This is a genomic window from Bacillus sp. PK3-067, assembly GCF_056738645.1.
The window spans coordinates 5092274-5119129 of record NZ_CP096490.1 but is presented as its reverse complement, the minus strand read 5'-3'; the positions used below and the strand labels follow the sequence as shown (position 1 = coordinate 5119129).

23 protein-coding genes are annotated in these 26856 nt (G+C 36.2%); 16 read left to right on the top strand and 7 right to left on the bottom strand.

Translation table 11 applies throughout. The features are described 5' to 3' along the window. Nucleotides 1-11 precede the first annotated feature (11 nt). On the bottom strand, nucleotides 12-1112 hold the full coding sequence (locus M1D73_RS26455) for a polyamine aminopropyltransferase (protein WP_001123965.1): 1101 nt from the start codon (nucleotides 1110-1112) through the stop codon (nucleotides 12-14). 410 nt (nucleotides 1113-1522) lie between these two features. Here M1D73_RS26455 and M1D73_RS26450 point away from each other — a divergent pair, with 410 nt between their 5' ends. The 5 genes from M1D73_RS26450 (at nucleotide 1523) to chbG (ending at nucleotide 5737) form a co-directional block, all read left to right on the top strand. Then, a complete protein-coding gene (locus tag M1D73_RS26450; protein WP_001023569.1) occupies nucleotides 1523-1825 on the top strand; it encodes a PTS sugar transporter subunit IIB in 303 nt (100 codons plus the stop codon). A 16-nt stretch (nucleotides 1826-1841) separates the two neighbouring features. Next, nucleotides 1842-3149 carry a PTS cellobiose transporter subunit IIC gene (gene celB, locus M1D73_RS26445; protein ID WP_001168848.1) on the top strand — a complete coding sequence of 436 codons (1308 nt, stop codon included), beginning with the start codon at nucleotides 1842-1844 and terminating at the stop codon, nucleotides 3147-3149. 181 nt (nucleotides 3150-3330) lie between these two features. Continuing rightward, complete coding sequence (locus M1D73_RS26440; RefSeq protein ID WP_000989055.1) at nucleotides 3331-3654, top strand: PTS lactose/cellobiose transporter subunit IIA; 324 nt, start codon at nucleotides 3331-3333, stop codon at nucleotides 3652-3654. Between the two features lie 3 nt (nucleotides 3655-3657). After that, nucleotides 3658-4983 (top strand): 6-phospho-beta-glucosidase, encoded by a 1326-nt coding sequence (celF, locus tag M1D73_RS26435; protein WP_100654888.1) that lies wholly within the window; start codon nucleotides 3658-3660, stop codon nucleotides 4981-4983. Nucleotides 4984-5032: 49 nt separating this feature from the next. Then, nucleotides 5033-5737: a chitin disaccharide deacetylase gene (chbG, locus tag M1D73_RS26430; RefSeq protein WP_000593496.1), complete on the top strand. Its 705-nt coding sequence runs from the start codon at nucleotides 5033-5035 to the stop codon at nucleotides 5735-5737. Nucleotides 5738-5776: 39 nt separating this feature from the next. Here the strand turns inward: chbG and M1D73_RS26425 are convergent, their stop codons facing one another. After that, a complete protein-coding gene (locus M1D73_RS26425) occupies nucleotides 5777-6958 on the bottom strand; it encodes a chromate transporter (RefSeq protein ID WP_000739648.1) in 1182 nt (393 codons plus the stop codon). Nucleotides 6959-7146: 188 nt separating this feature from the next. Here M1D73_RS26425 and exsM point away from each other — a divergent pair, with 188 nt between their 5' ends. Continuing rightward, the gene (gene exsM / locus M1D73_RS26420; protein ID WP_000207046.1) at nucleotides 7147-7560 is read left to right on the top strand and encodes an exosporium regulatory protein ExsM; all 414 of its coding nucleotides are present in this window, start codon (nucleotides 7147-7149) and stop codon (nucleotides 7558-7560) included. 144 nt (nucleotides 7561-7704) lie between these two features. Here exsM and M1D73_RS26415 read toward each other — a convergent pair whose 3' ends face one another. From M1D73_RS26415 to M1D73_RS26405, 3 genes are all read right to left on the bottom strand, one after another. Continuing rightward, nucleotides 7705-10380, bottom strand: coding sequence for a sigma-54-dependent transcriptional regulator (locus tag M1D73_RS26415; RefSeq protein WP_000820971.1), 2676 nt, complete (start codon nucleotides 10378-10380; stop codon nucleotides 7705-7707). A gap of 104 nt (nucleotides 10381-10484) precedes the next feature. After that, the gene (locus tag M1D73_RS26410; RefSeq protein ID WP_000597149.1) at nucleotides 10485-11222 is read right to left on the bottom strand and encodes a polysaccharide deacetylase family protein; all 738 of its coding nucleotides are present in this window, start codon (nucleotides 11220-11222) and stop codon (nucleotides 10485-10487) included. 199 nt (nucleotides 11223-11421) lie between these two features. Next, a complete protein-coding gene (locus M1D73_RS26405) occupies nucleotides 11422-12495 on the bottom strand; it encodes a glycosyltransferase family 4 protein (RefSeq protein ID WP_000378318.1) in 1074 nt (357 codons plus the stop codon). 534 nt (nucleotides 12496-13029) lie between these two features. Here M1D73_RS26405 and M1D73_RS26400 point away from each other — a divergent pair. Both M1D73_RS26400 and wecB read left to right on the top strand, forming a co-directional pair. Beyond that, on the top strand, nucleotides 13030-14355 hold the full coding sequence (locus M1D73_RS26400; RefSeq protein WP_071739739.1) for a UDP-glucose dehydrogenase family protein: 1326 nt from the start codon (nucleotides 13030-13032) through the stop codon (nucleotides 14353-14355). A gap of 74 nt (nucleotides 14356-14429) precedes the next feature. Further along, entirely contained in the window at nucleotides 14430-15545 is a 1116-nt protein-coding gene (gene wecB / locus M1D73_RS26395; protein WP_000140145.1) for a non-hydrolyzing UDP-N-acetylglucosamine 2-epimerase, read from the top strand. A 38-nt stretch (nucleotides 15546-15583) separates the two neighbouring features. Here wecB and M1D73_RS26390 read toward each other — a convergent pair whose 3' ends face one another. After that, nucleotides 15584-16702 carry an LCP family protein gene (locus M1D73_RS26390; protein ID WP_000392799.1) on the bottom strand — a complete coding sequence of 373 codons (1119 nt, stop codon included), beginning with the start codon at nucleotides 16700-16702 and terminating at the stop codon, nucleotides 15584-15586. Between the two features lie 82 nt (nucleotides 16703-16784). Further along, entirely contained in the window at nucleotides 16785-17420 is a 636-nt protein-coding gene (locus M1D73_RS26385) for a YigZ family protein (RefSeq protein ID WP_000926669.1), read from the bottom strand. Nucleotides 17421-17656: 236 nt separating this feature from the next. Between M1D73_RS26385 and M1D73_RS26380 the strand changes: the two genes are divergently transcribed. The 8 genes from M1D73_RS26380 (at nucleotide 17657) to secA (ending at nucleotide 26714) form a co-directional block, all read left to right on the top strand. Then, the gene (locus tag M1D73_RS26380; protein ID WP_000684725.1) at nucleotides 17657-18499 is read left to right on the top strand and encodes a DegV family protein; all 843 of its coding nucleotides are present in this window, start codon (nucleotides 17657-17659) and stop codon (nucleotides 18497-18499) included. A 172-nt stretch (nucleotides 18500-18671) separates the two neighbouring features. After that, a complete protein-coding gene (locus M1D73_RS26375; RefSeq protein ID WP_000400857.1) occupies nucleotides 18672-18986 on the top strand; it encodes a winged helix-turn-helix transcriptional regulator in 315 nt (104 codons plus the stop codon). 148 nt (nucleotides 18987-19134) lie between these two features. Next, entirely contained in the window at nucleotides 19135-20562 is a 1428-nt protein-coding gene (locus M1D73_RS26370; RefSeq protein WP_071740931.1) for a C40 family peptidase, read from the top strand. 127 nt (nucleotides 20563-20689) lie between these two features. Further along, the gene (gene comFA, locus M1D73_RS26365; protein WP_000225362.1) at nucleotides 20690-22039 is read left to right on the top strand and encodes an ATP-dependent helicase ComFA; all 1350 of its coding nucleotides are present in this window, start codon (nucleotides 20690-20692) and stop codon (nucleotides 22037-22039) included. Then, nucleotides 22039-22743, top strand: coding sequence for a ComF family protein (locus tag M1D73_RS26360; RefSeq protein ID WP_013142274.1), 705 nt, complete (start codon nucleotides 22039-22041; stop codon nucleotides 22741-22743). Before comFA ends, M1D73_RS26360 begins: the two co-directional genes overlap by 1 nt. Before the next feature lie 126 nt (nucleotides 22744-22869). After that, a complete protein-coding gene (gene cspC, locus M1D73_RS26355; protein WP_001990088.1) occupies nucleotides 22870-23067 on the top strand; it encodes a cold shock protein CspC in 198 nt (65 codons plus the stop codon). A gap of 322 nt (nucleotides 23068-23389) precedes the next feature. Beyond that, nucleotides 23390-23932 (top strand): ribosome hibernation-promoting factor, HPF/YfiA family, encoded by a 543-nt coding sequence (gene hpf, locus M1D73_RS26350; protein ID WP_000671185.1) that lies wholly within the window; start codon nucleotides 23390-23392, stop codon nucleotides 23930-23932. Between the two features lie 274 nt (nucleotides 23933-24206). Beyond that, nucleotides 24207-26714: a preprotein translocase subunit SecA gene (gene secA, locus M1D73_RS26345; protein ID WP_000579385.1), complete on the top strand. Its 2508-nt coding sequence runs from the start codon at nucleotides 24207-24209 to the stop codon at nucleotides 26712-26714. Nucleotides 26715-26856: the final 142 nt, after the last annotated feature.

Genomic DNA, 26856 nt, shown 5'->3' with positions numbered 1-26856 from the left:
TTATAATATTGTCAAAACTTCATTTCCTGTTTGTAGCATTGATGTAAGATAAGATTTGATTCTGAATTTAAAAGAGCGAGGTTACGTTGTTCTAGATGTTCTTCTTTAAATTGAAATAAAGGAAAAAGAAGAGCAGGCAATGTTCGAGGAGTTGGTACTACATATAATTGTTCAATTTGATCGAGTACATGTGCAGAATTAGTAGCAAGATGAAATCCCCAGTCAGTTCCGAAAGAAGGAACGATTGTATGATAACTCTTCACAGTTAATCCAGCGTGTTCAATTGTATTACCGATACTCCAATATACTAGAGGTGCATCAGCAGGTGAATTAGATTGACAGACGAAAGCCCCATCTTCTGTTAAGAATGTAGCTATACGAGCAAATAGTTCGCTTGTATATAAAGTACTTAATAATTCTGTCGCTGGGTCTGGAAAATCAATAATGATTACATCGTATAAAGATGAAGGTGAATTTAGAAATTCTTTTGCATCGCATACGTGCACGTTCACACGATTATCAAAAAAAGCATTTTTGTTTAAAGATACTATTTCTGGAACATTACGTGCCATATTAATCATTGCCTCGTCTAAATCAACAAGGTCTACATGTAGCACAGTTTCATATTTCAAAACTTCTCGTAAGGCAAGGCCATCGCCACCACCTAATATGAGAACACGTTTTGGATCAATTACTTTTGCCATAATCGGATGTACAAGTGCTTCATGATAAATTTGCTCATCAACGGAACTGAATTGTAGTTGCTTGTCCAAGTATAAGCGAACATCGTTTACTTGGACTAAATTAATATTTTGATAATTACTCTTTTCTTCAAATAGGCTCGTATGTTCACCAGCTTGTATTTCCTTTAGAGAAATTTCATCCCACACATCTAAGCTGTGTGAATCTGTAGGTACTATAGTTACATTTTCCGATTGTACTTGCTTATCTTGCTTATTCTGCTCATCCTGTTTGTCCTGTTTGTCTTGTATATCATGCTTGTCCTGCTGTTCTAGTTCAAATTTGTCAGAGTCTAATTCAGAACGCTTGTCTTTTTTATAGCTTGTTATTCTATAAATCTTTATTTTGCTTTGTTTTCTATGTTTTGGCATAGGAATCCCCTTTCGAATTGTGTTATTTTATTCTATTTTATTTTATGTAATCTAGTAGAGTATGCTTGGACAATAGAATAGATAGAAGACTGAGCTCAAGAAAATGTTGTTTTTTACTAGATTTCTACGATAAAAAATTTTTTTAGTGTTTTTTCATATTAAACATAACTAGACAACTAAACACTAATCTATTTTCATACAGTTATGTGTTAAAAGCGTGTTGTTTTATAACACACTGTGTGTTTTTTAGACGACACACTAATTGAAAGCGTTAACACACAAAGAAAATGCTCGAAAAAGCACTGATTTTAGTGGTTTTAAAAAGTTGGCACGCTAATTGCATTAATAAATAGCGTAAAGAAAAATAAATAAAACATAAATTTTTTATACTACACAAGGGGGATTTTCAAATGAATATTTTATTATGTTGCTCAGCAGGGATGTCTACAAGTTTACTAGTTACAAAAATGGAAGCGGCTGCAAAAGCTCGCGGTTTAGAAGGAAAGATTTGGGCTGTATCTGGGGATGCAGTAAAAACGAATATCGATCAAGCAGATGTATTATTACTAGGACCACAAGTTCGTTACATGCTTTCTTCAATGAAAACGCTTGCTGATGAGAGAAACGTTGGAATCGACGTTATCAATCCAATGCACTACGGCATGATGAATGGAGAAGCAGTTTTAGATCACGCATTAACACTTAAAAAATAATTAGGGGGGAAGCGAAATGCAAAAGTTTATTGCATTCATGGAGAAATATTTAGTTCCAGTCGCAGGTAGAATTGGATCGCAGCGCCACTTAGTTGCAATCCGTGACGGATTTATCGCAGTTATGCCTCTTATTTTAGTTGGATCATTTGCAGTACTTATAAATAACTTACCAATTGATGCTTTCCAAAACTTTATGAAGGGCACATTTGGTGACGCTTGGAAAGATGTCGGTGGCGGTATGTGGACTGGTTCCTTTGCTATACTCGCCCTCATAGTCGCAGTTGGGATAAGTTACAATTTAGCGAAATCTTACGGCGTCGATGCGTTGTCAGCAGCAATCATTACATTCGGTGCATTAATTATTATTTCTCCGACAACGCCAAAAGAAGGCGGTATTGATTTAGCGTGGACAGGGGCACAAGGTCTATTCGTTTCCATTATAGTGGCTCTTCTTGTAACAGAAGTGTTTAGATTCTTTGTTCAAAGGGATATTACAATTAAAATGCCAGATGGTGTTCCACCGGCAGTAATGAAATCATTCGCAGCGTTAGTTCCAGCATTCGTTATTTTGATTGTAACAGCAGGTATTCAATTAGCTGTGAAACTTGCGGGAACAAGCATTCATAAAATGGTATTTGAAACAATTCAATTACCATTACAAGGTTTAGCGGGTACATTACCAAGTGCAATTATTATCGCGTTACTTATTCACGTATTATGGTTCTTCGGATTACATGGTCCAAATATTATTGGGGGGATTATTGACCCAATCTATTTACCAGCATTAGAGAAAAATATGAAATTATTTAATGATGGTATGTCTGCATATGACGTACCGCATATCTTCACAAAACCATTCTTTGATGTATACGTATATATCGGGGGATCGGGTGCAACGTTAGCGTTCTTAGTGGCAGTAATGCTTGTAGCGAAAAGTGCGCAGCTTCGCGGTGTAGGCCGTGTATCTATCGGTCCTGGTTTCTTTAATATTAACGAACCAGTTATTTTTGGTACGCCAATTGTATTAAACCCAACGTTAATTATCCCATTCGTACTTACACCGGTTGTATTAGTTATTACTTCTTATACAGCAATTACTTTAGGATGGGTACCAAAAACAGTTGCGTTAGTTCCATGGACAATGCCACCAATCTTTAGTGGTTATCTTGTATCGGGCGGAAGCATCGCTGGTGCAGCACTACAAGTGGTGAACTTTGCAATCGCGGTAGTAATTTACTATCCATTCGTATTAATGTGTGACCGTACTTATGTACAGGCTGCAAAAGCTGAAACAAAAGGAAGCGACAATTCAGTATCACTTTAAAAAATATTATTCTGGCGAGTTCCTATAGCTCGTCAGAATAATTACCTTTATATCATGTTCAAAAAGATGAAAAACATCTATATGAACACTAAACTATCATTAATAAATTCATACTTTAATAGACATGTTCAAACTGAAGGGGTATTTAAATCGGTTGAACTTTATAGAGAGGGCGGTAATTATGATGACTACAGCAGAACAAATTCCATTCCAATTGATTTTAAATAGTGGTAACGCACGAAGCTTTGCGATGGAGGCACTTCAATTTGCCAAACAGGGGAAAATGGCAGAAGCAGATGAAGCGATGGTAAAGGCAAAAGAAGCGATTAATGAAGCGCATCATTTTCAAACAGAGCTCATACAATCAGAAGCAAGAGGAGAAAAAACAGAGGTTAGTGTTCTTTTAATTCACGCACAAGATCATTTAATGAATGCGATTACAGTGAAAGAATTAGCAGCAGAGTTTATCGATCTTTATAAAAAGCTTGAAGCGAAAGGGGAATAAAGCATGACTGGAATTAAAATTGCTACAATCGGCGGTGGATCTAGTTATACACCAGAGTTAATTGAAGGATTTATTAAGCGTTATGATGAACTGCCTGTTCGTGAAATTTGGTTAGTAGATATTGAGGCAGGAAAAGAAAAGTTAGAAATCGTTGGTAACTTAGCGAAACGTATGGTGAAAAAATCAGGTTTACCAATCGAGGTACATTTAACACTTGATCGTCGCGAGGCATTAAAAGATGCTGACTTCGTAACAACACAACTTCGCGTTGGTTTATTAGAAGCACGTGCAAAAGATGAAGCAATCCCATTAAAATATGATGTAATCGGTCAGGAAACGAATGGTCCTGGTGGTTTATTCAAAGCGTTGAGAACGATTCCTGTTATTTTAGATATTTGTAAAGATATGGAGGAGCTCTGTCCGAATGCATGGTTAATTAACTTTGCAAATCCAGCTGGTATGGTAACAGAAGCTGTTCTTCGTTATACAAATATTCAAAGAGTAGTTGGTCTATGTAACGTTCCAATCGGAATTCGTATGGGTCTTGCAAAATTACTTGAAGTAGATGCGAGTCGTGTTCACGTTGATTTCGCAGGTTTAAATCATATGGTATATGGATTAGACGTATATTTAGATGGCGTGAGTGTAATGGACCGTGTGTTAGAGCTTGTGACAGATCCAGAAAAGCAAATTACGATGGAAAATATCGCAGCGCTTAACTGGGAACCAGACTTTATTCGAGGACTTCGTGTAATTCCATGTCCATACCACCGTTACTACTACAAAACACGTGAAATGTTAGAAGAAGAGAAAGAAGCTTCTGTTGAAAAAGGTACACGTGCAGAAGTAGTAAAACAATTAGAAAATGATTTATTTGAGTTATATAAAGACCCGAACTTAGATATTAAACCACCACAATTAGAAAAACGTGGCGGAGCTTATTATAGTGATGCAGCATGTAGCTTAATTACGTCTATTTACAATAATAAAGGTGATATCCAGCCTGTTAATACACGAAACAACGGAACAATTGCAAGCTTACCACATGATTCAGCTGTTGAAGTGAACTGTATTATTACGAAAGAAGGCCCAAAACCAATTGCAGTGGGAGATCTTCCAGTACCAGTTCGCGGTTTAGTACAACAAATTAAATCATTTGAGCGCACAACAATTGAAGCTGCTGTTACAGGGGATTATCATAAGGCGCTGCTTGCTATGACAATCAATCCACTTGTACCATCAGATAAAGTTGCAAAACAAATTTTAGATGAAATGTTGGAAGCACATAAAGAGTATCTTCCGCAGTTCTTCAAAAAGGTAGAGAAGTAAAAGCGGCGCTATTTAGCCCGCTTTTTTTATTCTATTAGGAGGTATTATGATGATTAAGTTAATTGTAAATGCAGATGATTTCGGTCTTACAGAAGGTACAAATTACGGCATTATTGATGGGCATATAAATGGACTTGTAAATTCAACGACGATGATGATGAATATGCCAGGAACAGAGCATGCGGTACGCTTAGCGAAAGAGTACAACCTACTCGGAGTAGGCGTACATCTCGTATTAACGGCAGGAGAACCACTGTTAAAGGATGTACCGTCACTCGTAGGGGAAAACGGATCGTTTCATAAACAAAGTGTTGTAAGGGAAGGGAATATAAATCCAGAAGAAGTTGAGAGAGAATGGACTGCTCAAATTGAGAAGTTTTTATCTTACGGATTAACACCAACTCATTTAGATAGTCATCATCATGTGCATGGTTTACCGATCTTACATGATGTTCTTGAGAGATTAGCGGCTAAATATAATGTTCCGATTCGTCGTTGTGAGGAAGATAGAGCGGTGCATCCATTTTCTGATGTGTTTTACAGTGATTTTTATGCGGATGGTGTGACGGAAGATTACTTTGTGAAGTTAAAAGAAAGAGTACAAGGTGAACAAACGGTAGAAATTATGGTTCATCCAGCATATATTGATCCAGAGCTTGTGAAGCGTTCTTCTTACGTAATGGATCGTGTGAAGGAATTGCGTATTTTAACAGAGAGTGAGTTGCCAGAAGGCATAGAGCTTGTGAAGTTTTAATAGAAAAAACGACGGCTACATCATGCCGTCGTTTTTTATTTATAAAATGGACAGAATATATCCGCCAAAGGCTCCCAGTATAACGATAACCCAAGGTGGTGTTTTCCAAAAAGCTAGTAAGCAAAAAAGAAGCGAAGCGAAAACGAAATCTGAAGCATTTATAACTGTACTCGTCCAAATAGGATCGTAAAAAGCGGCAATTAAAATACCAACAACTGCGGCGTTAACACCAAGTAGTGCGCCTTGTATGAATGATATTTTTCTCACACTGTTCCAAAATGGTAAAACACCAATAACGAGTAAGAAAGCAGGGAGGAAAATCGCAATTGTTGCGAGTGTTGCCCCAAGCGTCCCGTTTAATACTGCTCCTATATAAGAGGCGAATGTAAATAGTGGTCCTGGTACTGCTTGTGTTAATCCGTATCCAGCTAGGAACTGTTCTTTCGTCATCATTCCGTTTTGTACGAACTCACCTTCAAGAAGGGGCAGCACGACGTGTCCTCCTCCAAATACAAGTGCGCCAGAACGATAGAAACTATCAAATAAAGCGATGTAATAAGAAAACGGTCTTAATATCGGTAGCAGCAGTAATAGTCCAAAGAATAAGACGAGACAAGAAACTGCTATCTTTTTTGAAATAGGTACTTTTATATTTTGTGATTGGCTAATTGGTTGGTTGCGATATAAAAACCAGCCGATAAAGCCACATATTATAATAAGGATGACTTGTGTCCAACTACTTGGCCATAATAAGGCAATTGCGGCAGTTACAATCGCAATCGTCGCACGGTTGCGATCTGGAGTTAACTTTCGCGCCATTCCCCATATGGCATGAGCGACAATAGCTACTGCTACAAGTTTTAGTCCATGAATCCAGCCAGCACTTCCAAGATCGAACTGATTAAGGAATGAGGCGAAGAAAACCAAAACAAGTACAGACGGTAAAGTGAATCCAATCCATGAAATAATAGCTCCTAATAGTCCGCCTCTTAATAATCCAACCCCCATACCGACTTGACTGCTGGCAGGACCAGGAAGGAATTGACATAGCGCTACTAAATCTCCATAGCTTCGTTCATCCATCCATTTTCTTTTTTGCACGTATTCGTGGTGAAAATAGCCGAGATGAGCGACAGGACCGCCGAATGAAGTAAGTCCTAATTTAAATGAGACGAGAAAAATCTCTAATAATGTGTGAAAGATGTGTTTGTTTTTTTTCAAAATAACCTCCTATAATGTTTTTCTATGTGCATTATACAAGAGACTTTCAATCTACAGGAACGATTTTAATGTAAAGATTTTGTGAATCTTTTCTTTGTAATTAAAAATTGAAAAAGTCATAAATGATTATGTCTAAACCATAAAGTAGTAGAAGTAGTGCTGGGAAATTTATATAAGGAGAATGCCTTATGACAACACATTTCTTTGCCAGGTTAACAGGTAAGAGGGAAGTGCCTCCTGTAAATACAGAAGCTTTTGGGGTAGCAGAGTTTATTTTTAGTGATGATTTAACGAAATTGCATTACAGAGTAATACTAAAAAATATAGAAAAGGTTACATCGTGTCAAATTCATTTAGGGAAGTCTACTCAAATTGGTCCTGTTGTTTTATATTTGTATGGTCCACTGGAGCAAGGGATTAGTTTGAACGAGGGAAGTATTACTGGTGTAGTGAATGTAGAGGATTTTGAGGGACCTTTACAAGGGAAATCATTTGTACATTTACTTCAAGAAATTATTCAAGCAAATGTATATGTTAATGTCCATACGAAATCACAAAAAAGAGGAGAAATAAGAGGGCGAGTTAGAAAAGTAAAGAAGTAGATGAAAAGGCTGTCCATATGTTGGAACAGCCTTTTCTCATTATATAAGGTGCTAGTTTTAGCGATTATTGTCGGTAAATCGATATGTTTTGAAAATCGCCGATATAACTCACGTTACGGTCGATATTTTTAAAAACGGCCTCAATTAATTTTTAACAGGCTGATTTTTAATAAAGAAGTCCATAACGTAAAATACTTCGTCATCAGGTATTTGTATTTCAAATGTATTTTCAATCGGTTGCAATGCTTTTTTTACTTTCATATACATCCAGTATTCATCTTGTCTTCTTTTCTCTTTATCAGGGTGAGGAAGAAGGCTTTCTCCTTTTTGAAGACGGTCAACCATACAGCTCATATGCAGAATAACCCCCATTAAGCTATCAGGAGTTAGCTGTAAGGAAATTAATTCTTGAATTGTATTTAATGCGTAACGAATTGTTTTAATAAGTAATGCCCCATCGTTACGCTGCATTTGTTGTTCAAGAATATCCGCCATTTTTGCATATGTTTCTTCATACGTAATTAATTCTTGAATGGGCTGAATTGCTGTGTAGTTTACGATGTCTTGGAAATGATATGTTAAGCACGGCACTTGCACATCGAAATTCGTGACGATACAAATGATATTACGCTCTTTTTTTATGTTCTCGATCATTTTCGTTAAATCTTTTTCATGGACGATACTAATCGGAATAATTTCAATTAAGTCTTTATCAAATCGTAAATAGTTCTCTAACATTTTTTGAATAGCTAAAGCACTTCCTTCACCAGTTAAACAAGCTGTTAAAATAACAGATTTCATTGGAGAGAGAGGTTTTTTCTTTTCTTCTTGTACGTTTAAGTAAAACGGTGTTAAATTTTTTACTGTTTCATACAGCGCATCTAATGAATAACCGAGCTGAGCTTTTCGAGCTGCTTCTAGTGCATGTGGTGTGCTCGTCATCGAGAGAACACGTACAGGGATTTTGAACTCAGTTTCTAATATGTCACCGATATAAGCAAGTGACCCCATATCGACAAGTAAGAGAAGCCCATTTACATTTTGTAGTGTTTTCATATAAACTTTCACACGTTCCAAGAAATCTTTCGGTGATTCGTGTAACGGCATATCAATACCGGTTACTTCCTCAATACCGAGAAGTTCGTTTGCAACGTTTGCCATTTCAGTTGCGATGCCATTACCGTGTGCTAATATTAATACTTTTACTTCTGTTTGTGAGGCAGGAATTGGATCAACAACGAAGAACATTGTTAAAAAGCCAGCTTCATCAATAGGCATTGTTATTTGTAATTCTTCCTCCAGTAGTTGAATGCATTGCATAGCTACGGAAAAAGCTTCTTTATATTTCGTACGAATTTGATTTAATTGTGGGTGATGTATTTGTTTTCCGCTTTGTAAACGTTGTAGAGTTGTCTGTACATGTAAACTTAAAGCAAGAAATACTTTTTCATCAAACGTCTTAGATAAATGCTTTTCAGCAAGTTCCGCTATTTTTTCACATACGGAAACGATATTACGATCCACAATTTTAAAAACATTTTCATGGCTTGTTTTTTTGGATATTTGGTTAAAATATTGTACGAAAAAGCTTTGAACATCATTTTCTATTAGTAATTCTAATTCTTCCTCTTCAATACCACGTGCTTGAAGTTCTTCGTATTTATAATCAATATAATCGTAAATAGAAGAGCGTTTTTCATCTTCTGTTTTATGATTACTCCAACCTTCCTCACCTGTAAATACAAATGTTTCATTTGGTATTTGGTATAAGTGACGGCTCTTTCTTTCAATGAACAACCCTTCTTTCATATACCAAGGTAAATCTGTACTTGAAACATAGACAGAATCACGTTTCTTTGTGACCAAATCAGAATAGGCTTTCGCACATGCAATTTGAACATCTGTTTTTAATTGACCGATGTTATTGGGACAATTGTAAAAGACGAAAGCACGCATTGCATTTGGGCTAACGTGAATGTCTTTTCGCAGACGAATTGCTTCATTTGTGAAAAATAGCTGTAGTAAAGCAAAGCGCTCTTTATGTGTACGCTCACGAAGTGGTGGCAGCGTAACAGTCATCGGTATACGTCTTGTAAATGTTTTTAATAAAAATGAATTTGGTTCTTCTGTTGTTGCAGTAATGATTAATACTTGTGCTTTACGTTCGTTCTCTGTTTCTCCAAGGCGGCGGTATACTCCGCGGTCAATAAAGGTGAAAAGCATTTCTTGTCCCTCTGGAGGCAGGCGATGTACTTCATCTAAGAAAAGAATTCCTTCATGTGCTTTTTCAATTAACCCTTTTTGATCACTTGCTCCTGTATAAGCTCCTTTTTTAATCCCAAATAATTGCCCGAGTAGTAACTGGGGATTATTTGCATAATCAGCACAGTTAAAGACGATAAATGGTGCATCTTTGGGAAGCTGTTCAACTTCAATTGCATATTCGTGCATTAAAGAAGCAAACATAGACTTTCCGACCCCTGTTTCTCCCAGTAGTAAAGTATGCATACCGTTTGGAGGATAGAGAATAGAAGCTTTCGCTTTTTCAATTGCAATTTTAAGGCTCGTATTTTCAATTGCAAATGTATCTAATGAAGTTATGCCTTTTGAATGCGTTTCCAACGAAGTGTTCGTTTCTATGTAAAAACGAACAGGTCGCGTATTTGTTTTTAATAAACGTTTATCTTTTACAAGTTTGTTTAAATCGCTACTTACATTGGCGCGATCTAGTTGCAGAAATGTAGCGAGTTCTGATGCGGTTACACCTTCTGTATAATTGCCTTTTTGTATTGCGTTGAAAATGAGATCTATTCGTTTCATTTCTATTCACCTCGAAACTTCATCACTATTTAAAATTTTACACAAAAATGGGAAGGGTGGGAAGAGAAAAATAAAACAGCTTTAGCACATAGGCACTAAAGCTGTTACAATCTTGTGTCTTTCCAAAAATTTACCTTGAGATGAGAAGAAGGATTATAGGGAAGAAGTTTGTATCCTTGTGACTGTAAGTAATCAATTACTTTTGGCAGTATTTGTACGGTTACACTCGAATCATGCATTAAAATGACTTCGACTTGTTCATCACTTTGATTACGTACTCTTTCGAGTATGGCAGAAGGATTGTCATAGCTTTTCCAGTCGTATGTATCGATCGTCCAATCCCACATTTTATACTGGGCCGATACAAGTGCGTCACGGTAATTCTTCTTTAAATAAGGCATACTACCATATGGAACGCGAACGAGATGTGTATTTAATTTCGTAACTTGCTGGACAATGCTTTGTGTTTGCTCCATTTCTGCAATTAAAGTGGAAGGGTCACCAGTGTAAAGGCGTTTTACATCATGTGACATACTGTGAAGTCCGATATAATGTCCGTCTTTAATTAATCGTTGCATTGTCTTTTTATAATGTGGTACTTTTCCACCAATAACAAAGAAAGTTGCTTTTCCGTTCTTTTCTTTTAAGATGTTTAAAATTTGTGTAGTATATTTGTTTGGTCCGTCATCAAATGTTAAGTACGCAATTTTTTGTGTAGGAGAAGTTGTTTCAGTATTTGGATGATATTCAGCAGGAATAACAGTTGTTGCTTCAGTATTAGATGATACGTACATAGTAATCGTTAAAAATAAAATAATACATTGAAATACTCGCTTGATCATAACATTCACCCTCAGTTTGACAATCAAGATGTAAAAAAGAAAACTTGATACTTTTCTTATTATGTATATCTTTCTCCAATAGAGGAACTCTCAAACAATCTATATTTTGGAAATATAAAATGAGAATAAAAAATAGCATCCTCTTATAAGAAAGAGGATGCTATTTGAATATTTCATAATTGAAAAGGCTATACTACAATTAGTCTTCGCGTTTTTTCACTTTTTTATAAAAGGAAATGATTGGTTTGTAGCGTTCATGTACAAGCCCGATTATTTCAGCGATGATTTCTGTGAAGAAAATCAAAGCGAAAAGAAGAATAATGGATAACCATAACGTTGCAGTAGTAAAAATAATAGCATTTACACTAAAGAAAATACCGAATGCGTATATAATTAGTACCGTTTTGCGATGAGAGAATCCCATTGCAAGTAAGCGGTGATGTAAATGCGATTTATCTGGTGCTGAAATAGGTTTTTTATTTACGATACGACGGATGATTGCAAATATCGTATCAAATATAGGTACACCTAAAATGATAATTGGAACGATAAAACTGAATAACGTTACACTTTTGTATAATCCAAGTAACGATATAACAGAAATACAGTATCCTAAAAATAGTGCTCCTGTATCTCCCATGAAAATTTTTGCTGGATGGAAGTTGTAGAATAAAAATCCAATTGTACTTGCTAATATAATTAATGCAAGTGGCAAGATAATAGCTGTTCCAGTACCCCATGGGCTAGTGAAGGCCATATATGCTAGCGTTGCAAGTACGATAGATGAAATCCCAGCAGATAATCCATCTAAGCCGTCAATTAAGTTGATTGCATTCGTAATACCTACAAGCCAAAATACTGTAATTGGATAAGCAAGCCATCCAAGTTCAGTATCCCCAATGAATGGGATATATAATACTTGCACTAATAATCCACTTTTTACAATCATAATGGCAACTAACAGTTGTCCACCGAATTTTACTCTCGCAGATAACTCGTACATATCATCTAAAATTCCGATGATTACAATGATAATTGCACCTAGCGTTATCGATAACATTCTTTGCTCATATAAGCCACCGACAACAAATCCTACAGCTACACCAATAAATATTGCTAACCCGCCAAGACGTGGCATAATCTTTTGGTGCACTTTACGTGCGTTTGGCTTATCTGTCGCTCCTATTTTAAAAGCTAATTTAATAACTAAAGGAGTAACGACAAGTACAGTGATGAAAGATGCCAAAATGGCATAAATCACTTGTGAGTCCATTAATACCCCACCCTTTATAGTCTAACGTAATTTTTTTTTTTGAAAATATATTTATCTGAAAATTATGATGTTTGTTTACAGGCTCATAACATATGGTATCACAAAAAGATTAGAATTCAATCTTTTTTTCTTTTTACGGTTAATGGAAGCGAATAAAATATATGACAATTGTATATAGAATGTTGAATCATATAAGAAGGTTAATCGTACTGGACTTCGGAATGTGACATTTTCTCTTTTTCTTCGATAGTGAATACTTTTATTTCAGTATTATAAGTGTTGCACGTAGAAATGAGTAAGTCTCGTGTTAAAATGTGGGAATTTATTACACGTGACCTGGCAGCCTCATTCTCACTGATTAAGTTTTACTTTATAGTGCATTTAATTTTACAAAAACTTTAAAAAAAGTAAGGGAAGTAATTCATATAATGAAAAAGGAAAAGGGTTTTCTCATTTTTAACGTGAGAGGGGGAAGCGCAGGGAGAGTTCTATATTTCATATCTTTTCTATTGTAAATTCCTGTGCGAAAAGGAAATGAAAATTACGATAGTAGGTACTGGATATGTTGGGTTGATTACAGGAGTAGGATTGGCAAAATTAGGGCATTCAGTTACATGTTTTGATATAGATAATGAAAAAATTGAACGGATAAAACAAGGGGATTTACCTATTTATGAGGTTAGATTACATGAATTAATAAATTATGCATATGAGAATAATGCTTTAACTTTTACATCAAATAAAGAAGAGGCATTTGATGATGTAGAGTTTATATTTATTGCAGTTGGAACACCGCCTTTATTAGATGGGACGGCAGATTTAACGTATATTCAGAGTGCTTGTAACGATATTGGATTATATGCGACGAACGATATTATTGTTGTTACGAAAAGTACAGTTCCAGTAGGTACAAATGATGTAATGAAGGGATGGATTGAGGAGAAGTTAAAAGGGAGGCATACAGTACATATCGTATCGAATCCAGAGTTTTTGCGTGAAGGTTCAGGTATTTATGATTTCTTTCATGGAGATCGTATTGTAATTGGAGCGGATAGTGAGGAAGTAGCAAGAAGAGTAGAGAGTTTGTATAGTGAATTATGTTTAGAAACGTATGTTACAGATATTAAAAGTGCAGAGATGATTAAATACGCGTCGAATGCCTTTTTAGCTACAAAGATTAGTTTCATTAATGAAATTTCAAATATATGTGAGAAGGTAGGCGCGAATGTATTGGATGTTGCCAAAGGGATGGGAATGGATAAGAGAATTGGTGCATCTTTTTTAAATGCGGGCATTGGCTACGGAGGGTCGTGTTTTCCGAAAGATACGAAAGCACTGGTACAAATTGCGGGAAATGTTGCTCATGATTTTCGTTTGTTAAAAGCGGTTATTGAAGTAAATAATAAGCAGCAGCTGCTATTGATTGAAAAAGCCAAAAAAGTTATGAATATGAATAAAAAGCGGATTGCAGTTCTTGGCGCATCCTTTAAACCGAATACGGATGATATTAGAGAAGCATCATCTCTTATTATAATAGAAGCATTACTTAATATAGGTGCAGATATTGCTCTTTACGACCCAAAAGCAATTCAATATGTGAAAAATATATTTGGAGATGCTATACAATATAGTAGATGTATAGATGAATCGATTAGAGATGCGAGTGCGGCTTTTATCGTAACAGAATGGAAAGATATTCAAACATATCCGTTAGAAAAGTACGTACAACTTATGAGGGAGCCTATTTTATTTGATGGGAGAAATTGTTATACTGATGAAGATGTTAAGAAACAAAAGATAGATTATTACTCGGTGGGAAGAAAAAGTATTTGTAATAGAAAAGTTTCTGTTATGCGTTAAAAAGGAAAGTACTCATGCATATTTTTATATGTCATAATAGAAGCTGTAATTAGTGAAAGAAAAGAGGCAATCACATGACTGAACGTTTAAAAGTAATGACAATTTTCGGGACACGTCCAGAAGCAATTAAAATGGCACCTCTTGTATTAGAGTTGCAAAAACACCCAGAAAAAATTGAATCGATTGTGACTGTAACAGCACAACATCGCCAAATGTTAGATCAAGTATTAAGTATCTTTGGAATTACGCCAGATTTCGATTTAAATATCATGAAAGACCGCCAAACTTTAATTGATGTTACAACGCGTGGTTTAGAAGGTTTGGATAAAGTAATGAAAGAAGCGAAGCCGGATATTGTACTTGTACATGGTGATACAACAACAACATTTATTGCAAGCTTAGCTGCTTTTTATAATCAAATTCCAGTAGGTCATGTTGAGGCGGGCCTTCGTACGTGGGATAAGTATTCTCCATATCCAGAAGAGATGAATCGTCAATTAACAGGTGTAATGGCGGATCTTCATTTCTCACCAACAGCAAAATCAGCAACGAACTTACAGAAGGAAAATAAAGATGAGTCACGTATTTTCATTACAGGAAATACAGCGATTGACGCGCTACAAACGACTGTAAAAGAAACATATAGTCATCCTGTACTAGAGAAACTTGGGAATGATCGTCTTGTACTTATGACAGCTCACCGTCGTGAAAACTTAGGTGAACCGATGCGTAATATGTTCCGTGCAATTAAGCGTCTTGTTGATAAGCATGAAGATGTACAAGTTGTGTACCCTGTTCATATGAACCCTGTTGTTCGTGAAATAGCAAATGAAATTTTAGGTGAACATAACCGTATTCATTTAATTGAGCCGCTAGATGTAATTGATTTCCACAATGTTGCAGCTCGTTCATACTTAATGTTAACGGATTCTGGTGGTGTACAAGAAGAAGCTCCATCACTTGGGGTACCAGTTCTTGTTCTTCGTGATACAACAGAGCGCCCTGAAGGTATTGAAGCAGGTACGCTGAAATTAGCAGGAACAGACGAAGAGACAATCTTTGGTCTTGCTGATGAGTTGTTATCAGATAAAGAAGCTCATGATAAGATGGCGAAAGCATCTAACCCTTACGGTGATGGTCGTGCATCAGAGCGTATTGTAGAAGCGATTTTACAACACTTTAATAAGTAAATAAAAAGGGCCCAATCGGATAGATTGGGCCTTTTTTTTTACGGCTGATTGCGCATAATCCACTCTGCATGAGCATTTGTAGAAGGTGGCGGATCAGTTGGTGTTTTATTTTGGTTTGTCTCTTTTTTTGTTTGTTCGTTAGAGTTAGAACTTGAATCAGGATTTGAGTTGTTTTTTGTAGTTGGATTTTTTGCTTTTTCTCCTAATTCTTTTTCAATTTCGTTACGCACCGTTTCTACACTGATTGGATCTGGAAGGAAGTAATAAATACCGCCTATCTTTTTGTCTTCGCCTTCAAGCTTTAACGTTTGCATTGTAGAAGGATCAAATCCAGAAAGTTTATTGTAAAGAGCAAGTCCGTCTGAAATAGGAATGTCGGTTTTTATATATTTTCCAACGACAGCTGTTAAATCTTTAATTTTAAATACAGTAGAGGTGGAGTTTAGTTTATGAGCAACAGCGGCCAGTAATTGTCTTTGTCTAGCAGCTCGACCATAATCGCCATTTGGATCTTGCTTTCGCATACGGACGTAAGCAAGTGCTTCTTCACCGTTTAAGTTTTGCTGTCCTTGCTTAAATTGAATTTTTTTGTAGTAATCCACGTCAGAGCGCTCCCAGAAATCGAAGGGTACGTCAACGGTAACGCCGCCAACAGCATCAACGATACCTTTAAAGCCTTGGAAATCAATTTTCAGATAATGGTCTACAGGAACTTTTAGAAAGCCTTCGACAGTTTTGATTGCCATTTCTTCTCCGCCGTAAGCATGGGCAGCGTTAATTTTGTCTTCCTTATTTTTGCCAACAATTTTAACTCGAGAATCACGAGGAATACTCATAAGTGAAATCTTTTGCGTTTTTGGATTGACTGTTGCAAACATTAATGAGTCTGTACGACCATTTTGACCATCTGTCGCATAATCTTCTATACCCATAATGAGAATTGTAAAAGGTTCTTTTGTAATTTCTACATCTTTGTTTCTTAAATCTGATTTTTCACGAGTAAAACCACTATACATCCCCATGAGAGAAGAGTAAGAATTTAACACATAAACTCCTATGCTGCCAAATAAAAATGCGAAAATAAGGAAGAAGAAAAGTTTCCTTCTTCGCTTCTTTTTTATTCTGCTATTTTGGAGATGATAATAACGTTCTTCCATATATAATCTCCTTAGTTCGTTAGTTCATTTGTAGGGAAGTAATTCACTACATTAATCTTTGAAGGTGATAAATGGGTTATGCTTAGATAACATCTTGTTCTAAGTACAACATATCTCCTTCTGTAATTGTACATTTCCCGTTTGTTAATTCAATCATCCAATCTGTAAATGCTTGTTTGCCGTCTTCTTCTACATACGTATCAAATGTGACATTTTCTAGATAATGAATATCTTTAATGGCATATTTTGAATTGCGTAATTCATTTTCCACTTTGCCAAGTAATGTGTAATCAATCTCGGTTTGCATCACACGCATTAGTTTTCGCTGGACAACACCGACATGATTAATGCCTTCGCTTGTACACTTTCCATATGCACGAATTAATCCACCTGCACCAAGTTTAATGCCACCAAAATAGCGTGTTACAACAACAACGGTATCTTTTAGTCCACGTTTTTTAAGTACTTCCAGCATTGGTACGCCAGCTGTACCGCTAGGCTCGCCGTCATCATTTGCTTTTTGAATATGATCTTGTTCGCCAATTAAATAAGCGGAACAATTATGTGTTGCATTCCAATGTTGTTTTTTTATTTTTTGTATAAATTCTTGAGCCTCTTCCTCAGTCGTTGCTCGGCTAATATAACAAATAAATCTTGATTTTTGAATGACGATTTCGTGTTCGCCGTAGTCTTTGATTGTTAAATATTGTAATAGCACTTGTGTACGCCCCTATCTATCAAAATGACTAGTACTTTCCATTTTAAAAGCGAGCCTTTTTATATTCAAACATTTTTTCTAAATATGCTGAAGTTTTTGGTGAGTATTTTATCTTTTTGTTGTAATTTGTCGAGATGGTAGGTATAATTTCAACCGGCATTTTCATGTATGGATGCACCATTTGTAGTTTTCGTGTAAAATTAGGAAATAAAACTTTTTATAAGGCAGGTACGAAAATGAAAATAGCTATTGTTACTGATAGTACGGCATATATACCGAAGCAAATTCGTGATGAACTCAATATATATATGATTCCATTAAACGTTGTGTTTGGAACAGAATCTTATCAAGAAGAAGCTGAAATTTCAGCAGATGATTTTTATGTGAAAGTACGTGAACAAGAGGAACTTCCAAAAACTTCTCAACCAGCAATCGGAAAGTTTGTTGAGCTATATGAAGAACTAGCTAAAGATTATGATGCAGTTATTAGTATTCACCTATCAAGTGGAATTAGTGGTACATATCAAACATCAACGACAGCTGGACAGATGGTAGAGGGTATTGATGTATACACGTATGACTCTGAAATTAGTTGTGAAGTACAAGGATTTTATGTGCGTGAAGGTGCAAAGTTAGCAAGTGAAGGAAAGAACCCAAAAGAGATTATCGCTCGTTTTGATGAAATGAAGAAAACGATGGACGCCTATTTTGTAGTTGATGATTTACATCATTTACAACGTGGTGGTCGATTGAATAGCGCGCAAGCTTTCATCGGCAGTCTGTTACAAGTGAAGCCAGTTTTATATTTTAGAGATAAAATCATTATTCCGTTTGAAAAGATTCGTACACGTAAAAAAGCATTAAAACGTATCATTGAAATTTTTGATGAGCAAGCAAGTAAAGGTGTACCTATGGAAGCAGTTATCATTCATGCACAACGTGAAGAAGAAGCGAATGAATGGAAGAAAGAATTAGAAGCAAAATATCCTCACGTCACAATTCGTACAGGTTATTTTGGAGCTGTAATTGGTACGCACTTAGGTGAAGGTGCATTAGGTCTTGGATGGTATACGAAGTAATAAAGATATAAAAAGCTCTCTTTTTAAGAGGGTTTTTTTACGGGTATGTTACGTTTGGTTGACAAGTTAATATTTGGAAATGGTAAAATGTACGTAAAATAAAATAATGAGGAAAGTTTTATAACTTACTTTTTACAAGAAACTATATTATAATAGAAGAGAGGTGAAACATATGGAGCATAATTCTTGTTTATGTCCAAAGTTTGAGTCAGCTTTTACTCTGCTTAGTAAGAAGTGGACTGGCTTAATTATTAAATCTTTGCTTGAAGAGTCGAAACGTTTTAGAGAAATCGCAGATATTATCCCAAATATGAGCGATCGTATGTTGTCAGAGCGTTTGAAGGAATTGGAAAGCGAGGGCATTGTAGTTCGTAATGTCTATCCAGAAGTACCAGTTCGAATCGAGTATGGCTTAACTGACAAGGGGAAAGCGTTAGAAAGTGTTATGGATGAGGTCCAAAATTGGGCTGAGAAATGGATGAAGTAGCATTTCATTTGTATTCGTATATTTAATAAAACGTAAGGGATTCCTTACGTTTTTTCTTTGTTTATAGAAGTAAGAAAAGTATGTAAATTTCTACACACACATACAAAAATATACGAATTTTGCGCTAGAGCTACATATAATATTACATTTGTTTTACAAAAACGTAACATTAGCAAAAAAAATCCCGAATTATGGTATAAATTTTATAGGTTATATACGGAAAAAGAAAAAAGAAAGCGGTGTAAAAAATAAAATGAAAAAGCTAAAAATGGCATCTTGCGCATTAGTTGCAGGGTTAATGTTTTCTGGGCTAACACCAAATGTATTTGCAGAAGATAAAATTTCTGACGTGAAATCACAAATTAATACACAAAATGACACTTTACATAAACAACAACAAGAACGTGATGAATTACAAAAGCAAATGAATGACTTAAACAAAACAATTCAAGGTTTAGATAAATCTGTTCAAGAGAATGCTGCAAAGCTTGATGAAACAATGAAAAAAGTTTCTGATACTGAGCAATTAATTGAAAAGAAAAATAAAGATATTGCAGAATTACAAACAAAGATTGCAAAACGTGAAGAGCTATTAAGAAAGCGTTTAGTTGCACTTCAAGAACAACCAAATACGAACGTTGTAACAGAAGTTCTTGTAAACTCTAAAAACGTTGCTGATTTAGTTGATCGTTTAACTTCAGTTTCTAAAATTCTTGAGTCTGATGAAGATATCATGAAAACACAACAAGAAGACCAAGCTAGTGTGAAAAAAGATGTTGCAACGGTAAAAGAGAAACAAAAAGAATTAAAAGAAGCACAAGCTCAAATTGAAACTGCTAAGAAAGAACTTGACGCTGAAAAAGAGAAAAAAGCAACAGCGGTAAACGATTTAAGCGGTAAAATGGATACAGTTGTAACTTCAATGACAAGTACGGAAGGTCAATTGAAAGAGCTTGAGAAACAAGCACTGCAATTACAACGCATTGCAGAAGAAGAAGCACAAGCAAAAGCTGCACAAGAAGCTGCTGCTCAAAAACAAGCAGAGCAAGCTGCTAAAGCTGCGCAAGCTCAACCAGCACAAGCACCTGCAGAGCAAGTTGCACCAGCAAACAATGGTGGACAAGCTCAAAAAGAAGAACCTAAAAAAGAGGAACCAAAAAAAGAAGAGCCTAAGAAAGAAGCACCTAAACAAGAAGAGAAAAAGCCAGCTCCAACACCAGATTCAAATCCGACTCCGGGCGTAATTGGTAAGGCAAAGCAATACTTAGGTATGCCATATGTTTGGGGAAGTGCATCTCCATCAAACGGTGGTTTTGACTGTAGTGGATTCATTTCTTACATTTTTGGTGTAGGTCGTCAAGACGTTAATGGTTACTGGAATTCTGTTTCAAAAGTAAGTAGCCCGCAACCGGGAGACTTAGTATTCTTCCAAGGTACTTATAAAGCAGGTCCATCTCACATCGGTATTTACGTTGGTAATGGCCAAATGATCCATGCTAGTGATAAAGGAATTGCGTACGGTGATATTAACAGTTCGTATAACAAAAAACATTTCTTAGGATACGGTCGATTCTAGGATTTATAAAAGAATAAAACAAGTGTATAAAGTCGATAGCTTACTATTTTATAAGTAGGTTATCGGCTTTTTTGAGTTTTTACGAGATGATGAGAAAGGTTTATAGTAGTGCTGGAGGTGATTGTTGATGGTAGCGGGGAAACAGTTGCTATTAGAAGAACTTTCTTCAGATTTACAGAGGAAATTAAACGATTTGAAAAAGAAGGGAGAGATCGTATGTGTACAAGGTGTAAAAAAGAAGAATTCTAAATATATGTGCCAACGCTGTGGAAATGTAGATCGGCGGCTATTTGCGTCGTTTTTATGTAAAAGGTGCAGTAAAGTGTGCACATATTGCCGGAAGTGTATAACGATGGGGAGAGTAAGTGAATGTACTGTACTTGTTCGCGGGATTGCTGAAAGAAAGAGAGAAAAGAATTCAAATTTGTTACAGTGGAACGGGACGTTGTCTACTGGCCAGAATTTGGCGGCGCAAGGAGTTATAGAGGCTATTAAGCAAAAAGAATCATTTTTTATTTGGGCTGTATGCGGGGCTGGGAAAACAGAGATGTTGTTTTACGGTATTAACGAAGCGCTTCAAAAAGGAGAAAGAGTTTGTATCGCAACGCCGAGAACGGATGTTGTTTTGGAATTAGCACCGAGATTACAAGAAGTATTTCCATATATAAAGGTAGTGGCTTTATATGGAGGGAGTGTAGATAAAGAAAAAGATGCAGTACTAGTCGTTGCGACCACGCATCAATTATTACGTTATTATAGGGCGTTTCATGTCATAGTTGTAGATGAGATAGATGCTTTTCCATATTGTGCAGATCAAATGTTACAGTACGCGGTAAAACAAGCGATGAAAGAAAAAGCGGCGCGTATTTATTTAACTGCGACTCCAGATGAAACGTGGAAGCGAAAATTTAGAAAAGGTGAACAAAAAGGTGTTATTGTTTCTGGACGATATCACCGTCATCCGTTGCCAGTTCCTCTATTTTGCTGGTGCGGAAATTGGAAGAAAAGCCTCAACCGTGAAAGAATTCCTCGAGTTTTACTACAATGGTTAAAGATGTACTTAAACAAAAAGTATCCTGTTTTTTTATTCGTTCCCCATGTACGATATATAGAAGAAATAAGCTCGTTATTGAAATCATTGCATAATAAAGTTGAAGGGGTACATGCAGAAGATCCGATGAGAAAAGAGAAAGTCGCAGCGTTCAGAAAGGGAGAAATCCCATTATTAGTTACAACGACAATTTTAGAGCGAGGCGTAACGGTGAAAAATTTGCAAGTTGCAGTTTTAGGGGCGGAAGAAGAAATATTTTCAGAAAGTGCGCTCGTACAAATTGCGGGCCGAGCAGGGCGGAGCTTTGAAGCACCGTATGGAGAGGTCATTTATTTTCACTATGGCAAGACAGAGGCGATGGTGCGCGCGAAAAAACATATTCAAGGTATGAATAAAAATGCGAAAGAACAAGGATTGATCGATTAATGCATTGTTTACTTTGTGATGAGTGTTTTGTAGAAAAGGTTAGTTGGTACACTTTTTTTGTAAAGTGTCATAGAAAATATATATGTGATAGATGTGAGCAGAAACTTTCCTATATTATAGGAGAAATTTGCATGGAGTGCGGGCGACCTTTAGAATTTGTTCCTGCCTCATTTCAAGAAGACGGTATTTGTATAGATTGTATAAGGTGGATGAAAGAGGAGAAGTATCGTTCTTTTAAAAACCGTTCGTTATATATGTATGATGATGAGATGAAAGAAATAGTAGCGCAGTTTAAGTTTCGGGGGGATGCAGAGTTAGTGCACATTTTTTATCGTCCTTTTCGAAGTTTATTTCAAAAGTGTTTTGCCAATGTTTCAACTGTTATCGCTGTTCCGCTTAGTAAGGAAAGGGAAATTGAACGTGGTTTTAATCAAGCTGAGTTATTAGCAACTTGTTTGCCTGTCAAAATTTCTTATCCATCATTAAGAAGAAGGGAAACAGAAAAGCAAAGTAAGAAGACACGTAAAGAAAGGGTGTCAGGAAGCAATCCTTTTTATTTTCAGGGAGAAGAGATGTTTTCTGGGCAACATATTTTACTCGTTGATGACGTGTATACGACAGGGATTACAGTTAGGCAAATCGGAAGTTTGTTATATGAAAGAGGGGCAAGGGAAGTATCTAGTTTGACACTTTGTAGAAGTTAATATGGCAGTGTCGAAAGGGATAATAAAAAGACGATAAGTCTTCTTTGACTTCATATGTTGTCATTCGTTATAGTCAAAATATGGGGCGAATGCCCTGATTTTTAGAGTGAAGGGAATGGAATGAACATGCAAGGAAGAGTGAAATGGTTCAATGCAGAAAAGGGATTTGGGTTTATTGAGCGTGAAGATGGTGACGATGTATTTGTCCATTTTTCTGCTATTCAACAAGATGGGTATAAGTCATTGGAAGAAGGGCAACAAGTAGAGTTTGACATTGTAGATGGAGCACGTGGACCACAAGCAGCTAATGTTGTGAAACTGTAGGGTATATTGTTTTGGGAAGAGAAAGCTGCGTTTGTGGCAACGTTATATATATGTAGTAGAACCTCTTGTTTTTCGCAAGGGGTTTTTGTTATAGGGTAAGTTGTCAAAAAGTTGTTTCTTTTCTGTAACGAATTGTCCACAGTTATATTCGTTATTCACGATGTTAATAGGATAAAATAAAGATAGAAACGATGCATCTTTTCATTTCAACAAAAAACGATAAAAAAATCGCAATTCCACTAATTTTTTTAAAAAAGTTAGAAGGAGTTTTTAAGCCAATGTCGAAATTATAGTACATAGGCTTGAAAGGAGGAATTCATCTATGAAATTCAACATTCGTGGTGAAAATATTGAAGTAACTCCAGCATTAAAGGAATATGTAGAGAAAAAACTAAGTAAGTTAGAGCGTTATTTTGATACATTCCCAGAGATTAAAGTTAATTTAAAAGTATACTCTGACAAGCAACGTGTCGAGGTAACAATCCCATTTACTGATTTATTACTTCGTGCAGAAGAAACTAATAGCGATATGTACGCTGCTATCGATTTAGTAGTTGATAAAATTGAGCGACAAATTCGTAAACATAAAACAAAAGTAAATCGTAAGTTACGTGAGAAAGGTTCTATAAAAACAAACTTTATCCTTCCAGAAGCAGTAGCTGTGCTGGATGAGGTAGAAGAAGATGAATTAGAACTTGTACGTACAAAACGATTCGATTTAAAACCGATGGATGTTGAAGAGGCAATCCTACAAATGGATATGCTAGGACATAATTTCTTCGTCTTCACAAATGCTGATACAAATGAAACTAATGTTGTATATGGCCGTAAAGATGGGAAATACGGTTTAATCGAAACTAAATAATAATTCGAAAGCGCAGCCGAATGAGGCTGCGCTTTTTTTGCTGAAAATAGATTTTTAAAAAACTTTTCTTAATTTAGAACGAGACAATCGGCCGATTGTTGTCATAGTTATAAGACAAGTGTTACAATTATCATTAGGTATATACATTTTAGTTTTTTTAATTAGGAGAAAAATTGGCATAACATACATTTGATTTTTATAACGACTGATTGTAATAGAGAAAAAGAAAAACAATCGGAAGTTTTATTTTAATAAAAAGAGGAGCGTATTTCCTATGATCGGTATTTTAAAAAAGGTGTTTGATGTAAATCAACGCCAAATTAAACGTATGCAAAAGACAGTTGAGCAAATTGATGCATTAGAGTCATCTATTAAGCCACTAACTGATGAACAATTAAAAGGAAAGACGCTTGAATTTAAAGAACGTCTAACAAAAGGTGAAACAGTAGATGATCTACTACCTGAAGCTTTTGCAGTTGTTCGCGAAGCGGCAACTCGTGTTCTTGGAATGCGTCCATATGGCGTACAGTTAATGGGTGGTATTGCCTTACATGAAGGGAATATTTCTGAGATGAAAACGGGTGAAGGTAAAACGTTAACATCTACATTACCTGTATATTTAAATGCTTTAACAGGAAAAGGTGTTCACGTTGTTACAGTCAATGAATATTTAGCACAACGTGATGCGAGCGAAATGGGACAACTTCATGAGTTCCTTGGCTTAACGGTAGGAATTAACTTAAATAGTATGTCACGCGAAGAGAAACAAGAGGCTTATGCTGCTGATATTACGTATAGCACAAATAATGAGCTTGGATTCGATTACTTACGTGATAACATGGTTTTATATAAAGAGCAGTGCGTTCAACGTCCACTTCACTTTGCTATTATCGATGAAGTCGATTCTATTTTAGTCGATGAAGCACGTACGCCGCTTATTATTTCAGGACAAGCTCAAAAATCAACAGAGCTATACATGTTTGCAAATGCATTTGTTCGTACGTTAGAAAATGAAAAAGATTATTCATTTGATGTGAAAACGAAAAATGTAATGCTAACAGAAGATGGTATTACGAAAGCAGAGAAAGCTTTCCATATTGAAAACTTATTCGATTTAAAACATGTAGCACTTCTTCACCATATTAATCAGGGGCTTCGTGCACACGTTGTTATGCATCGTGATACAGATTATGTTGTACAAGAAGGCGAAATCGTAATTGTAGACCAATTCACTGGTCGTCTTATGAAAGGTCGTCGTTATAGCGAAGGATTACACCAAGCGATCGAAGCAAAAGAAGGTGTAGAAATTCAAAATGAAAGCATGACGCTTGCAACAATTACATTCCAGAACTACTTCCGTATGTATGAAAAATTATCTGGTATGACTGGTACAGCGAAAACAGAGGAAGAGGAATTCCGTAACATTTACAATATGAACGTTATTGTAATTCCGACAAACAAACCGATTATTCGTGATGATCGTGCCGATTTAATCTTTAAATCAATGGAAGGTAAGTTCAATGCTGTTGTTGAGGATATTGTAAATCGTCATAAAAAAGGACAACCTGTTCTTGTAGGTACAGTTGCAATTGAAACTTCAGAGCTTATTTCAAAAATGTTAACGCGTAAAGGTGTACGTCATAACATCTTAAATGCGAAAAACCATGCTCGTGAAGCAGATATCATTGCAGAGGCTGGTATTAAAGGTGCTGTAACAATCGCGACGAACATGGCAGGTCGTGGTACAGATATTAAGCTTGGAGACGATGTGAAAAACGTTGGTTTAGCAGTTATCGGTACAGAGCGTCACGAAAGTCGTCGTATTGATAATCAGTTACGTGGTCGTGCTGGTCGTCAAGGGGACCCTGGTGTTACGCAGTTCTACTTATCGATGGAAGATGAATTAATGCGCCGATTTGGTTCAGATAATATGAAAGCAATGATGGACCGCCTTGGTATGGATGATTCTCAGCCGATTGAAAGTAAAATGGTTTCTCGTGCGGTAGAATCTGCACAAAAACGTGTTGAAGGAAATAACTATGATGCACGTAAGCAGTTACTGCAATATGATGATGTACTTCGTCAGCAACGTGAAGTTATTTACAAACAGCGTCAAGAGGTAATGGAGTCTGACAACTTACGCGGCATTATTGAAGGTATGATGAAATCTACAGTAGAACGTGCTGTTGCTCTTCATACACAAGAGGAAATTGAAGAAGATTGGAACATTAAAGGTCTTGTTGACTACTTAAATACAAACCTTCTTCAAGACGGAGATGTAAAAGAAGAAGAATTACGTCGCCTTGCTCCTGAGGAAATGAGCGAGCCAATTATTGCGAAATTAATTGAGCGATACAATGAAAAAGAAAAGCTTATGCCAGAAGAGCAAATGCGTGAGTTTGAGAAGGTTGTTGTATTCCGCGTTGTAGATACGAAATGGACAGAGCATATTGATGCGATGGATCACCTTCGTGAAGGTATTCATTTACGTGCTTACGGTCAAATCGATCCACTTCGTGAGTACCAAATGGAAGGGTTCGCGATGTTCGAGTCAATGGTTGCTTCTATTGAAGAGGAAATTTCTCGTTACATTATGAAAGCTGAAATTGAACAAAACTTAGAACGTCAAGAAGTTGTTCAAGGTGAAGCTGTTCATCCTTCTAGCGATGGCGAAGAAGCAAAGAAAAAGCCAGTTGTAAAAGGTGACCAAGTGGGCCGCAACGATTTATGTAAATGTGGTAGTGGTAAAAAATATAAAAACTGCTGTGGTATCGTTCAGTAATATAGGACGGTAGCTTTGGCTGTTTTGCAAACTTTTATATCAAAAATGTATAATTAAGAAGGATTAAACTCTCTCCGTAATAAGTGGAGAGAGTTTCCCTGGTTTTCATACGAAAGTAACAGCAATTACATAGAGGTGAAGG